The organism is Nocardia heshunensis, assembly GCF_054782115.1.
Window position 1 is genome coordinate 147,902 of the sequence record NZ_BAAGTC010000020.1, and the last position, 11,596, is coordinate 159,497.

Here is an 11,596-nt window from a genome sequence, read left to right on the forward strand (position 1 = left end):
CTATCCCGAGCGGGCATGACCTACGCCGGGGCAGACCGGCTAGGCGGGGTCGATCTGGGTGACGTAGAAGCGGTTTCCGTCCTCGTCGCGGAAGCTGAACATCAAGGGGGCGGTCTTCCAGTCGAGGAGATCGCCGACCGGGAGGCCGCGGGCGGTGAGGGAGGCGTGGGCGGCACGGGCATCCGGGGTGGCCAGGCGGATGCCGGTGTCGATGCCCGACGGCAGCTGCGGGCCCGCCTGCACCAGGGACAGGGAGGCCGCGCCGTCCGGGAATTCCAGCTCCAGCCAGCGGAATCCCGGTTGCAGCTCGGCGTCGAGGCGCGTCTTCAATCCGAGCGATTCGAACAGGTCCTTGGCCCGGTCCTGGTCGGTCACGGGCACGGCGACGGTGAGCAGGGCACTACACATCGGCTTGGTCATATCCGATAGGACGATGCCGCGCGCCCGAATTCATCGCCGAGGCGGCGCGGGTCTGGTGAAGTGGTCGGATGGAGGCGAGCGATGTGCTGGATCTGCACCGGGCCTGCGAGCGCGACGGTGTCACGATCTGGATCGACGGCGGCTGGTGTGTCGACGCGCTACTGGGCGAGCAGACGCGCGAACACGGGGATCTGGATGTGGCCGTGCGGCGCGGGGACGCGGCGCGGCTGCGTGAAATCCTCACGGCGATGGGCTATCTCGCGGACCCGCGGCCGGAGGAAACGGAGTGGAACTATGTGGTGCGGCGGGGCGATGATGCGGCGGTCGACGTCCATGTGTTCGACCACGACGCGGAGGGCACCGTCATCTACGGCATCGCGTATCCGGCGCAGTCGCTGACCGGCACCGGAACTATTGCCGGGGAGAAGGTGAACTGCATTGCCGCGCAATGGATGTTCACGTTCAAGACGGCCTACCCACCCGCCCCGAAGGACCTGGCCGATGTGCACGCTCTGGCCGAGCGTTTCGGTTTCCAGGTGCCCGACACCCACCACTGAGCTCTCAGCGGTCGGCGTCGCGATTGCGGTGCTTGGTGGTGCGGTTGTAGCGGCGACCGTTCGGAATCGGCTGGGCGGCATTGGATCTGCGGAGCTCGTGGCGTTGCCGCCAGGCGGCGAGATCCGGGCGTTCCGCCGGTGCGGGCACGCCGCGGTCGGCGGGTGTGGTCTTCATGGGGTCCCCCCGGGTGAAGTGTTCGTGACGCGAACACGCTAGGGGGTATAACCACCGAGTTCCAGTGAATATTGCCGACCGTCAGCGGGCGGTGTCGAGATCTCAGCGGGCAGAGTCGGGATCTTCGAAGGGCACCACGGGATCTCGCGGCGTGAACTGGGTGCCGGCGTTCGAGCCGGGATACGGGCCGAAGCTGATCTCGGAACCGTATTGCGGCGGCGCGACGATGTCGGGTTCGGGGCGGCGGCCGCCGAAGGGCAGGTATTCGCCGGTGCCGAGATCGTCGGAGGTGCTCAGCGCGGTGAGCAGCAGCACCACGACCGCGGCGGCAAGAGGCTGCGCGACCAGCGCGGCCCACCCCTCCACCGAGGGCGCGAACTCCACGATGGTGTGCACGGCGGGATGCTTGGGCCGGGTGTGCAGTTGCTCGGCCAGCGCCTCGCCAACGACTTTCGTCAGGAAAGCCCCCAGCAGGGAGCCGAAAAGGATGCCGCACACCAGAATCGGGCCGCGGACCTTACGCCAGCGCCACACGGCGGCCGTGCCGAGGACACCGACCACGATGCCGATCAGCACGAAGATGGCCAAGGCATCGAAGCGGTGCATGCTCTCGCCGGTCAGGGCGGTGCCGCGGTCGGGTTCGACCACCAGCAGCTGTTCGGCGGGCGCCAGGTACGCCCACACCACCCCGGCGACCGCGCCGACCGCGGCGAGGGCGACCAACACCACCGCCGCCGCGCGTACTTCCCGTCGCACGATGTCGACGCGTAGCCCGCCCGGCTCGGCGGTGAGTGTGGTTGCCACTAGCGGTGTTCCAGGCTCGTGGAGTCGAGCACCCCGTGGCGCGAGCACTTGGCCCACCAGCCGTCGGGACTGACCTGCACGATCATGCGGCGTCCGCACTGTTCGCAGAAGCGCGGGGGTTCCAGGCCCAGGGCCGCTGCGGTCGGGACGGAATCCTCCAGCCCCGGAACGATCCGCTTACCCGTGAATGGGTTGTAGCGCTCCTCGATGTCCACGATCACCTCGATGGATCCTTCGTGTCTAGGGAGACGACGGCAATGGCCTCGGAGACCGTACCGCTACGGTACCGGTTTTCCAAGGCCCGCCCGTATCAGAGGGTTTCGCGGCTGGCTCAGAAGGATTCGTTGAGCGCCTTGATCGGCATCTTGAGCTCGCTGAGCAGATCGATGTCCGACTCGGCGGGGCGACCCAGGGTGGTCAGGTAGTTGCCGACGATGACGGCATTGATGCCGCCCAGAATGCCCTGCTTGGCACCCAGATCACCGAGGGTGATCTCACGGCCGCCCGCGAAACGCAGGATGGTGCGCGGCAGCGCGAGCCGGAAGGCGGCGACGGCGCGCAGGGCGTCGGCGGCCGGGAGCACCTCGAGGTCACCGAAGGGGGTGCCCGGGCGCGGGTTGAGGAAGTTCAGCGGCACCTCGTCGGGCTCCAGCTCGGCCAGCTGCGCGGCGAATTCGGCGCGCTGCTCCAGGGATTCGCCCATGCCGAGGATGCCGCCGGAGCACACCTCCATGCCAGCCTCGCGGACCATGCGCAGGGTGTCCCAGCGCTCGTCGTAGGAGTGGGTGGTGACCACGTTCGGGAAGTGCGAGCGCGCGGTCTCGAGGTTGTGGTTGTAGCGGTGCACGCCCATGGCGGCGAGCTGATCGACCTGCTCCTGGTTGAGCATGCCCAGCGAGCAGGCGACCTGGATGTCGACCTCGTTGCGGATGGCCTCCACGCCCGCGGCGACCTGCGCCATCAGGCGCTCGTCGGGTCCGCGCACGGCGGCCACGATGCAGAATTCGGTCGCGCCGGTCTTGGCGGTCTGCTTGGCGGCCTCGACGAGCGAGGGGATGTCGAGCCACGCGGCGCGCACCGGGGACTGGAAAAGGCCGGACTGCGAACAGAAGTGGCAGTCCTCGGGGCAGCCGCCGGTCTTGAGCGAGATGATGCCCTCGACCTCGACCTCGGGACCGCACCACTTCATGCGGACGTCGTGCGCGAGACCGAGCAGCTCCTCGAGCCGGTCGTCGCCGAGCTGCAGCACCTCGAGGGTCTGGTCCTGGGTGAGGCCGATTCCGCGCTCGAGCACCTGCTCGCGGGCGATGGCGAGAATGTCATCGCCTGCTGTGGTAACAGCTTCGGTGGTGACGGCTGCCTGGGTCATGTCCGCGCGCTTCCCTTCGTCCGGCCGCGTGTGGCCGACCAACTTGAACGGTGTTCAGGGTAGGCTAGCAGTCCGGAACGTGAGCGGGAACACGAGAGGGTCGGGTTTTTCAGTGCAACTCCATCGCACGGACGTGGTCGACGGGGCCATCGCCATTCTCGACCAGTACGGACTGGCGGATCTGACCATGCGCCGCTTGGCGACCTCGCTGCACGTCCAGCCGGGGGCGCTGTACTGGCACTTCCCCAACAAGCAGGCCCTGCTCGGCGCGGTCGGCGACCGCATCCTCGCCCCCATGGACGAGGCGGTCGTCGCCGACGAATGGTCCAAGCAGATCACCGAATTGGCGCATCGGCTGCGGGAATGTCTGCTCGCCTATCGGGACGGGGCCGAATTGGTCTCGGCCACCTACGCTTCCCGGCTCACCACCAGCAAGGGGCGGGAACGGCTGGCCAGCGCCGCGATTCGGGCGGGAATGACGCGCGAGGAAGCCGATCTGTCGGCGTACACGCTGCTGTACTACGTGCTCGGCCAGACCGTCGACGAGCAGTCCCGCATCCAGATGGATTCGGTCGGGGCACTGGCGGAAGAGCATTCGCCGCTCTACGACACCACCGACGCGACCGCTCGCTTCGATTTCGGCCTGCAGTTGTTCGTCAGCGGCATCCGGCACCTGCTCGGCACCCGCGTCCGTTAGCCCGGCAGGGCTAGGGATAGACGCTGTCGGTGAACCAGACGAATTGCGCACCGCCGTCGGTGGTTTGCCACAGCATGCCGGTGAGCAACAGGACGAAAGCGGCGATCACGGCCGCCGCGACGCGCACTCGGATCATGCCCGGCAACATACGCGCACGCCCGGCCGCTCCGCATCCCGATATTTCCGAACGGTAGAGTCCGTCCGGTCATCGACGGCGGGTGCGGGAATCCGGTGAGAATCCGGAGCGGTCGCGCCACTGTGAGTACCGGGTGACCGGTACGAGTCAGACCTCCCCCGCCGCGCAGTTCTCTGGAGAGGCCGCGTTTTGCCCGAGGAGCCACCGCGATGAGCCGTGCGCGGACATCGCTCGCCCTGCCCGTGCTGGGAATCCTGCTGTGCGCGGCCATGATCGTCGCCACCGGATTCGGAGCGCAGACCATTCCCGTCGCGGATGTGCTCGACGTGCTGCGCCAGCGAATCACCGGCGGCGCACCGGCAAACCTCGGGCTCGACACCATCGTCTGGCAATTGCGGGTGCCGCGAACGATTCTCGCGGCCATCGTCGGCGCGGGGCTGGCCGTGGCCGGAGCGGCCATGCAAACCCTGGTCCGCAACCCCCTCGCCGACCCCTACCTGCTCGGCGTCTCCTCCGGCGCGGGAGTCGGAGCGGCGGCGGTCATCACCTCCGGCATGTTCGCCGGGGCCGGACTGTGGGCGCTGTCGGCAGGCGCGCTCACCGGCGCACTGCTCGCCGCCGCAGCCGTCTTCCTGATCGCCATCGCCCAAGGCGGCCTCACCCCACTGCGTTTGGTGCTCACGGGCACGGTGCTGGCCTCCGCGTTCGCGGCCTTCAGCAGCTACCTGATCTTCCGCAGCGCCGACCCCTCGGCCGCCCAATCGGTGCTGTTCTGGCTGCTCGGCAGCCTCTCCGGCGCGGACTGGACCCGAATCCTGTTGCCCGCCTGCGTGGTAGCGGCCGCCCTCACGGCCCTACTCCTCGCCTCGAACTGGCTCGACGCCCTCAACCTCGGCTCCGACGCCGCCGCCTCCATCGGAGTCCCGGTGCGCGAGCTACGCATTGCCCTGTTCATCCTGCTGGCGGTCCTGGTGGGCATCCTCGTCGCCGTCTCCGGCGGCATCGGCTTCGTCGGCCTGGTGGTTCCCCACGCGGCTCGCCTCGTGGTCGGCCCTCGCCATCGCATCCTCCTCCCCGCCAGCGCCCTGTGCGGCGCACTGTTCCTCGTCGTGGCCGACACCGCCACCCGAGTCCTGGTCCGCCCCACCGAAATCCCGGTCGGCGTCCTCACCGGCCTCATCGGCGCCCCCGCCTTCCTCCTCCTCATGGGCCGCCGCCGCTACACCTTCGGCGCCGCATGACGGACCTATCCGTCGTCTCCGGTGGAGGGACGCTCGAGGTGTCGGAGCTGAGTTGCGCTGCCGGTCGACGGACCGTACTCGAAGGTGTCGCGTTCACGGTTCGGCCCGGGGAAACGGTGGGGATCGTCGGGCCCAACGGGGCCGGGAAGACGACATTGTTGCGGACGCTGGCCGGGCTGATCAGGCCGATATCCGGCTCGGTCACGGTGGATGGTCGTGCACTGCACCAGGTTCCGGCGCGGGAGCGGGCCCGGTTGGTCGGGCTGGTCGGGCAGAACGAGCAGCCACCGGAGGATCTGCTGGTGGGCGAGTTGGTGGCGTTGGGACGGACACCGTATCTGCCGCCGTGGGGTGCGGGCGGGCCGGATGAGCGGGCGGTCGTGGAAGCGGCGCTGCGACAGGTGGATCTGGCGGGGTTCGCGCCGCGGCCAGTGAGCAGGCTCTCGGGTGGGGAGCGGCAGCGGGTGCTGTTGGCTCGGGCGTTGGCGCAGAAGACGCCGGTGTTGTTGCTGGATGAGCCGACCAATCATCTGGACATTACGCATCAGCTCGAATTGCTGGTTTTGGCACGGGAATTGACTCGGACCGTGGTGATGAGTTTGCACAATCTGGCGTTGGCGGATCGGTATTGCGATCGCGTGCTGGTGGTCGACCAAGGCCGGGCCTACTCGCTCGAACCGCCCGAGACGGCGTTGCGGCCGGAGATCCTCGACGAAGTCTTCGGCGTGCGGGCGCATCGGGTGCCGGACCCGGATGCGGGCGGCACCCATTTGATCATCACCGGACGAAAGGCACTGTCTTGAGCACGATTTCTTCCCCCGCCCGGCTAGCGCGGTGGGTGCGGCCGCTGGCTGTCGTTGCCGCGCTCGGGGCAGTGGCGGCGTGTGGGTCGCCGCAGGCGGCGTCGGGGAATCTGGCGGTGCGGAATTGTGGGGTGGAGAGCAAGTTTCCGTCGCCTGCGCAGCGGATGTTCGTCAATGACGGGAATCTGATTTCGATGGTGCTGGCGTTGGGGGCGCAGGAGCAGACGGTGGCCGTGTCGAGTTTGAAGCGGGATGCGGAGACGCTGCGGAAGCATTATGGGGATGCGGTCGACAAGTTGAATTCTGTTGCGCCGGATTATCCTTCGCGGGAGACCGTGCTCGCGCAGCGGCCGGATGTGATGGTGGCGGGGTGGAATTACGGGTACTCGGAGGCGGCGAATCTGACGCCGGAGTCGTTGCGGGCGGCGGGGGTCGCGCCGTATGTGCTGACCGAGAGTTGCCGACGGCCCGATGGTGAGCGGGGTGTGGTGGATGCGTGGACGGCATTGCGCACCGATCTCACCGCGCTGGGGGCGATCACCGGACGCGTCGACAAGGCGACGCAGGTGAACAGCGATCTGGATCGGCGGCTGTCGGCGCTGCTATCGGCACCGCAGGCGGCGAAGCGGCCGACCGTGTTCGTGTTCGACAGTGCTTCCGACACCATCATGTCGAGTGGGAAATTCGGTGCGCCGCAGGCGATTCTGGAGGCAGCGGGGGCTTGGAACGCGCTGGACGATGTGGACGACACCTGGACGGCGGTGTCGTGGGAGCGGGTGGCGGCCGCGGATCCGGATGCCATCGTGTTCGTGGACTATCCGCCGCAGACGTTCCAGCAGAAGGTGGATCTGCTGCGCGGCAAGCCGGGCATCCAGAATCTGCGGGCCGTCACCGAGGGGCGGTTCCTGAACCTGCCGTACGCGTTGTGGACGAGCGGGCCGTTGAACATCGACGCCGCCGAACAGGTGCGGGCACAGCTGGAACGCTGGAATCTGGTGCCGCAGTCGGGGATTCACCCCGCCTCCGACGACACCGTGCGCTGACGGGCCGGCGCGGTCAGCGGCCGACGTAGACCACCGTCGACTCGTCGTGCTGGATCTGCCGCACGAACGGCACCACCTGGTTGGCGATCACCGTGTTGTATTCCTGCGGCCGCTCGATCGGATTGGCGTGCCCGGTGGTGTGCGTGGTCACCACCAGCAGTGTCCCGTCCACTCCGCCGACCTGGTCGATGAGCACCTTGTGCGAGTACGTCACATCCACGATCGGGTCGTCGTAGGGATTGTGCGGGCGAATGAACACGATGGCCGGGCGCGGTTTGCCCGCGGCGGGCTTGGCCAGTGCCCGCAGATCGTCCACCGCGCCGCCCGCCACGATCGCCTTGAACTGCGCCTCGATCAGCCCGTTGCTGGCGGCGTCGGTGTTGAGGATCTTGTCGCGCAGCACATCCTCGATGGCCGAGCGGAACTCCGCGCCCCGGATCACGTACCGGCCGCCCACGAAACGATCATGGCGCGCATAGGTTTCCACGATCAGCCGCAGCAGTCGGCTCTCGCGCGCCCCGGGCACCCAGCCCATCCAGCGCAGCATCTCCTCGCCCTGGTCGCGGCTCTCGGGCCGGACCGCGTCGAGGTCGACCGGCGTGCAGTCCAGAATCACCGCGCGCACCCGTTTGGCGCTGCCGGTGTGCAGGTGCTTGGCGATCTCCAGCGCGATCACCCCGCCCATGCTGTGCCCGGCCAGCACCACATTCGACACCTTGGCGGCGTCGGTGACCTTCACGATCAGGTCCGCGATGACCTTGGTGTCGATACCGGTCTGGTCGTAGCGCACCGCCCACACCGACCCGAGTTGACGCAGCGACGGCAGGGCGCGGGCGGTGTCGGTGGCGTCCAGCACGCCCAGGCCGACCAGATCGAAGACGGCGGTATCGCCCGCCTGCGGGTCCGAGGGTCCCGCGATGGGCAGCACCGCGGGTTCGGTGCGGGCCAGCCGATCCTGTTCGGGCAACACGTCCGCACCCAGGTATTCGGCGAACGCACCCAGGGTGACCAGCGGAATCAGGCTCAGCCGCAGCAACATCAGACGGGTTCTGCGCCACCGCACCCACCCCGCACCGGTCCGGGTCGAGCGCAGCCGATCGCGACGCCGCCGATCGTCGTACTCGGCGACTCCGGACGGATTCGGGAAACCCGGCAGGGCCATACCAATCAACTGTACGAATTTCCGGCGTTTCATCCAGGCTTGTCCTGGTGGCCATCTCCTGGTACGGCTGCTGTCACCTGCGCGTGGAGGAGTCCACTCGGGCATGAATTCGGCCGGAACCGAATCGATTCCGGCCGAGAGGCGGGGTGGGGGTCAGTGCCGGGCGGCGTGCTCGGTCAGTCCGGCGAGTTTGGCCAGCGACATACGGAACCCGACTTCATTGTCGGTCGGGGACAGTCCGGGCGGCAGATTGTCGTGCCGGGCGGTGACGCGGGTGCCGCCGGGGGCGTCGTCGAGGGTGTAGGTGACGGTCATTTCGCCACACAGATCCGGGTCCTCGGTTTCGAATTCGACGGTCTGTACCACCTCGCGGTCGGGGACGACGCGGGCGAAGACACCGTGGAAGGTGTCGGTGTGCGCGGTCGTCTTACCGGTCGAGTTGGGCAGGTCGTAGGTCAGCGAGATGCGGAAGCGGCCGCCGACGCGGGCGTCGAATTCGTGGACGCGGCTTGTCATTCCGTCGGGGACCATCCACGTTCGGACCGAACGCGCATCCAGGAGCGCCCGGAAGACATTCGAACGCGGGGCACCGACGAACTTTTCTACTCGGGTGGAGGGCACGGCGCCACCCTACGCTCGATGTGATGAAGATCACGACAGGTTCACGTGATGTTCGGCGAGTCCTCGGGCGCTTCGGGCAGCGACAGCGTGGCCAGGGTGCCGCCGCCCGGCGCGGGATCCAGTGTGACGGAACCGGAATGGACCTCGGCCACCCAGCGCACCAGCGACAGCCCGATGCCGTGCTGGCCCCGCGCGCCGACCGCGCCACGCCGGAACGGGTCGGCGAGTTCGGGATCCAGGCCGGGTCCGTGATCGCGCACCATCACCTGTCCGGCCGCGACCCGCACCTCGACGGGTGTGCCGCCGTGCACGAGCGCGTTGTCGATCAGGTTGCGCACGGCCAGCGCCAGCAGATCCGGGTCCGCGCGCACCGCGGTCGGTTCCGTCACCACCGACACCTCGCCGCCGCACTCCGCGGCCACGCCCTCCACCAGTTGATCCAGGTACAGCCGTTGCCGATCCAGTTCGCCCACACCGGTTTCGGCGCGGGTGCGGGCCAGCAGCCCGGCGACCATGCGGCCCATTCGGTCGGTGAGCGAACGGGCGTCGGTGACGGCGCGGCGGGTCTCCGCGGGATCGCGCAGCGCGGCATCCAGGTAGAGGCGCAAAGTCGCCAGGGGCGTGCGCAATTCGTGCGAGGCCTCGGACAGGAAGCGCTCCTGCTGATCGAGCATGCGCAGTGCCGGGCGCATGCTCGCGCCGGACAACAGGTGTCCGGCCAAGCCCGCCAGCACCACCAGTGCCGCGCCGCCACCCCACAGGGCCAGCAGCAGGCGGTGGTGGTCGCTGTCGCCGGGTGCGGGGTCGGCGCCCGCGACCACCATGGCGCCGATCGTGCCGTCGTTGTCGTACACCGGGGCGACCGCCAGCCGCACCCGGTCCCCGTCACGGTCGATCAGGGTGTGCCACTGGGTTTCCTCCGATGCGGTGGCGTCCTGGGCGAGGCCGGTCAGGACGGCGGGTAGTCCGGATCGCCTGTGCACGAACGGTTCCTGCCACGCGTTGTTCGCATCGCGCACCAGCACCACGACCGGGTCCGGGCCGCCGACGAGATCCTCGTCGGCGCGCACGGTCTCCAGATCGACGGTGCCGTCCTCGGTCCAATAGACCTCGCGCGCGAGACCGGTCACCACGCGGTCGATCCCGGCGTCCAGCTCGCGGTCGCGGGAATGCGCGTCGATGGAGGCCGCGAGCGATCCGAGCACGATCAGGCAGATCGCGGTCAAGCCGGTGAACAGGGCGGTCAGCAGCCAGCGGGTCCGGCGCAGCCGCCCGGGTGTGGTGGGACGCGCGCTCGACGGACCGCCCTGCGCGGGCGATCCGGATGGTCGCGGCGACCGGGTGAGCCGCTGCCGGATGCTCATGGCGCGATGGTGAATCCGACGCCGCGCACGGTATCGATCAACGGCGGCTCACCGAGTTTGCGCCGCAGCTGCGCGACCACCACATCGACGACATTCGAGGCGGGCTCGGCCATTTCGTCCCAGCAGCATTCGATCAGCTCGGCGCGCGTCACCACCGACCCGGCGCGCGCGGCCAGCAGCTCCAGCACGCCGAATTCCTTGGGAGTCAAGGTGAGCAGCGTGCCCGCACGGTGCACGCGCCGGCGCGGGCGATCCACCGTGAGCGTCCCGACCACGGTCCGGGTCGCGGCGGGCAATTCCCGGCGACGGCACAATGCCTGTACCCGCGCGGCAAGCTCATCCATGGCGAAGGGCTTCACCACATAGTCGTCGGCGCCCTGCGCGAACCCGTCGAGGCGGTCGGCCAGGGCGTCGCGAGCGGTCAACATCAACACCGGGGTGCGCTGACCGGAGTCGCGCTGCGCCCGCACCAGGTCCAGCCCGTCACCGTCGGGCAACCCGCGATCGATGACCAGACAGTCGTAGGTATTGACCGCGATCTTCAGGTCGGCATCGGCATAGTCCCGGGCCAGGTCGACGGCGAACCCCGCCGCCCGCAAACCGGCCGCGACCTCGTCGCCGAGATCCCTGTCGTCCTCGCACACGAGTACCCGCACCTGTCCCATTACAACACCCGCCGCGCCCACCCCCGCAGTCTCCCGAACCTCCGATGAGGATTCGATGAGGACCTGCCCGAGTCAGGAGCGCCTCGGCCAGAGTGCGCGGTAGACCGGCGCGGTGCCGAAGAACGCGGCACAGGGCGTACCCGGGTTGATCGCGAGCCACCCGATCGACTCGGGCCAATTCGCCGCGAGCGAGCCGAGGTCGGCCCTGACATAAACCTTGTCGCTCGCGAACTCCCGATACATCCCGAGGGTCTGAAAGGCGAGACACTCCGCCTGAAGCAGTGGCTCCCAATAGGTTCCGCGAAACTCCCCCGACGAGCTCACCCCCTCCGGCTGTCCGTGCAAAAGCTCGTTCTCGGACAGGATCTCCAGATACGTATGGCAGTCCCCGGCAACAATGGCCTCGTACAACTGCTGCTCCACCGGCCCCGGCGCATCCCACGCCGCCACCTCGAACCCCATCGCGGGCACCCAAGCAAACACCCCTCCGATCCTGCGCCATCCTCCCGCGCCTGGCACGCCCCCGAATACCTTGTCCC

At 68.6% G+C, this 11,596-nt stretch carries 16 protein-coding genes and 1 riboswitch; of the genes, 5 read left to right on the plus strand and 11 right to left on the minus strand.

The features are described from left to right. Positions 1–39: 39 nt before the first annotated feature. Positions 40–420 (minus strand): VOC family protein, encoded by a 381-nt coding sequence (locus ACYVN4_RS36905; RefSeq protein WP_460727433.1) that lies wholly within the window; start codon positions 418–420, stop codon positions 40–42. Positions 421–488: 68 nt separating this feature from the next. Here ACYVN4_RS36905 and ACYVN4_RS36910 point away from each other — a divergent pair, with 68 nt between their 5' ends. After that, a complete protein-coding gene (locus ACYVN4_RS36910) occupies positions 489–977 on the plus strand; it encodes a nucleotidyltransferase domain-containing protein (protein ID WP_460727435.1) in 489 nt (162 codons plus the stop codon). Between the two features lie 4 nt (positions 978–981). On the opposite strand, the gene ACYVN4_RS36915 is transcribed toward ACYVN4_RS36910, so the two are convergent. From ACYVN4_RS36915 to bioB, 4 genes are all read right to left on the minus strand, one after another. Then, a complete protein-coding gene (locus tag ACYVN4_RS36915; RefSeq protein WP_460727437.1) occupies positions 982–1,152 on the minus strand; it encodes a hypothetical protein in 171 nt (56 codons plus the stop codon). Positions 1,153–1,254: 102 nt separating this feature from the next. Continuing rightward, positions 1,255–1,956: a DUF2567 domain-containing protein gene (locus ACYVN4_RS36920; RefSeq protein ID WP_460727439.1), complete on the minus strand. Its 702-nt coding sequence runs from the start codon at positions 1,954–1,956 to the stop codon at positions 1,255–1,257. After that, positions 1,956–2,171, minus strand: coding sequence for a biotin synthase auxiliary protein BsaP (bsaP, locus tag ACYVN4_RS36925; RefSeq protein ID WP_379366010.1), 216 nt, complete (start codon positions 2,169–2,171; stop codon positions 1,956–1,958). The genes ACYVN4_RS36920 and bsaP overlap by 1 nt, the downstream gene beginning before the upstream one ends. A gap of 116 nt (positions 2,172–2,287) precedes the next feature. Beyond that, entirely contained in the window at positions 2,288–3,325 is a 1,038-nt protein-coding gene (gene bioB / locus ACYVN4_RS36930; protein WP_460727441.1) for a biotin synthase BioB, read from the minus strand. A gap of 112 nt (positions 3,326–3,437) precedes the next feature. Between bioB and ACYVN4_RS36935 the strand changes: the two genes are divergently transcribed. Then, positions 3,438–4,022 (plus strand): TetR/AcrR family transcriptional regulator C-terminal domain-containing protein, encoded by a 585-nt coding sequence (locus tag ACYVN4_RS36935; protein ID WP_460727443.1) that lies wholly within the window; start codon positions 3,438–3,440, stop codon positions 4,020–4,022. Between the two features lie 10 nt (positions 4,023–4,032). Here ACYVN4_RS36935 and ACYVN4_RS36940 read toward each other — a convergent pair whose 3' ends face one another. Further along, positions 4,033–4,158, minus strand: coding sequence for a hypothetical protein (locus tag ACYVN4_RS36940; protein ID WP_460727445.1), 126 nt, complete (start codon positions 4,156–4,158; stop codon positions 4,033–4,035). A 40-nt stretch (positions 4,159–4,198) separates the two neighbouring features. Continuing rightward, positions 4,199–4,315, plus strand: a riboswitch (cobalamin riboswitch). Between the two features lie 52 nt (positions 4,316–4,367). Here ACYVN4_RS36940 and ACYVN4_RS36945 point away from each other — a divergent pair. The 3 genes from ACYVN4_RS36945 (at position 4,368) to ACYVN4_RS36955 (ending at position 7,245) form a co-directional block, all read left to right on the plus strand. Beyond that, complete coding sequence (locus ACYVN4_RS36945) at positions 4,368–5,399, plus strand: FecCD family ABC transporter permease (RefSeq protein WP_460727447.1); 1,032 nt, start codon at positions 4,368–4,370, stop codon at positions 5,397–5,399. Beyond that, on the plus strand, positions 5,396–6,202 hold the full coding sequence (locus ACYVN4_RS36950; protein ID WP_460727449.1) for an ABC transporter ATP-binding protein: 807 nt from the start codon (positions 5,396–5,398) through the stop codon (positions 6,200–6,202). Before ACYVN4_RS36945 ends, ACYVN4_RS36950 begins: the two co-directional genes overlap by 4 nt. Positions 6,203–6,333: 131 nt before the next feature. Further along, complete coding sequence (locus ACYVN4_RS36955; protein ID WP_460727451.1) at positions 6,334–7,245, plus strand: ABC transporter substrate-binding protein; 912 nt, start codon at positions 6,334–6,336, stop codon at positions 7,243–7,245. A gap of 13 nt (positions 7,246–7,258) precedes the next feature. Here the strand turns inward: ACYVN4_RS36955 and ACYVN4_RS36960 are convergent, their stop codons facing one another. From ACYVN4_RS36960 to ACYVN4_RS36980, 5 genes are all read right to left on the minus strand, one after another. Then, entirely contained in the window at positions 7,259–8,407 is a 1,149-nt protein-coding gene (locus ACYVN4_RS36960) for an alpha/beta fold hydrolase (protein ID WP_460727453.1), read from the minus strand. 153 nt (positions 8,408–8,560) lie between these two features. Continuing rightward, positions 8,561–9,028 carry an SRPBCC family protein gene (locus ACYVN4_RS36965; protein ID WP_460727455.1) on the minus strand — a complete coding sequence of 156 codons (468 nt, stop codon included), beginning with the start codon at positions 9,026–9,028 and terminating at the stop codon, positions 8,561–8,563. A gap of 41 nt (positions 9,029–9,069) precedes the next feature. After that, a complete protein-coding gene (locus tag ACYVN4_RS36970) occupies positions 9,070–10,392 on the minus strand; it encodes a sensor histidine kinase (RefSeq protein WP_460727457.1) in 1,323 nt (440 codons plus the stop codon). Continuing rightward, positions 10,389–11,057, minus strand: a complete 669-nt coding sequence (locus ACYVN4_RS36975; RefSeq protein ID WP_460727459.1) for a response regulator transcription factor — start codon at positions 11,055–11,057, stop codon at positions 10,389–10,391. The genes ACYVN4_RS36970 and ACYVN4_RS36975 overlap by 4 nt, the downstream gene beginning before the upstream one ends. Positions 11,058–11,129: 72 nt before the next feature. Then, positions 11,130–11,519, minus strand: coding sequence for a hypothetical protein (locus ACYVN4_RS36980; protein WP_460727461.1), 390 nt, complete (start codon positions 11,517–11,519; stop codon positions 11,130–11,132). Positions 11,520–11,596: the final 77 nt, after the last annotated feature.

What these genes read in the sequence shown, in the direction of transcription:
- ACYVN4_RS36905 (WP_460727433.1), bottom strand. Translation starts at nt 420, where the DNA reads ATGACCAAGCCGATGTGTAGTGCCCTGCTCACCGTCGCCGTGCCCGTG.
- ACYVN4_RS36970 (WP_460727457.1), bottom strand. Translation starts at nt 10,392, where the DNA reads ATGAGCATCCGGCAGCGGCTCACCCGGTCGCCGCGACCATCCGGATCG.
- ACYVN4_RS36940 (WP_460727445.1), bottom strand. Translation starts at nt 4,158, where the DNA reads ATGATCCGAGTGCGCGTCGCGGCGGCCGTGATCGCCGCTTTCGTCCTG.
- bioB (WP_460727441.1), bottom strand. Translation starts at nt 3,325, where the DNA reads ATGACCCAGGCAGCCGTCACCACCGAAGCTGTTACCACAGCAGGCGAT.
- ACYVN4_RS36910 (WP_460727435.1), top strand. Translation starts at nt 489, where the DNA reads ATGGAGGCGAGCGATGTGCTGGATCTGCACCGGGCCTGCGAGCGCGAC.
- ACYVN4_RS36960 (WP_460727453.1), bottom strand. Translation starts at nt 8,407, where the DNA reads ATGGCCCTGCCGGGTTTCCCGAATCCGTCCGGAGTCGCCGAGTACGAC.
- ACYVN4_RS36915 (WP_460727437.1), bottom strand. Translation starts at nt 1,152, where the DNA reads ATGAAGACCACACCCGCCGACCGCGGCGTGCCCGCACCGGCGGAACGC.
- ACYVN4_RS36975 (WP_460727459.1), bottom strand. Translation starts at nt 11,057, where the DNA reads ATGGGACAGGTGCGGGTACTCGTGTGCGAGGACGACAGGGATCTCGGC.
- ACYVN4_RS36945 (WP_460727447.1), top strand. Translation starts at nt 4,368, where the DNA reads ATGAGCCGTGCGCGGACATCGCTCGCCCTGCCCGTGCTGGGAATCCTG.
- ACYVN4_RS36950 (WP_460727449.1), top strand. Translation starts at nt 5,396, where the DNA reads ATGACGGACCTATCCGTCGTCTCCGGTGGAGGGACGCTCGAGGTGTCG.
- ACYVN4_RS36980 (WP_460727461.1), bottom strand. Translation starts at nt 11,519, where the DNA reads ATGGGGTTCGAGGTGGCGGCGTGGGATGCGCCGGGGCCGGTGGAGCAG.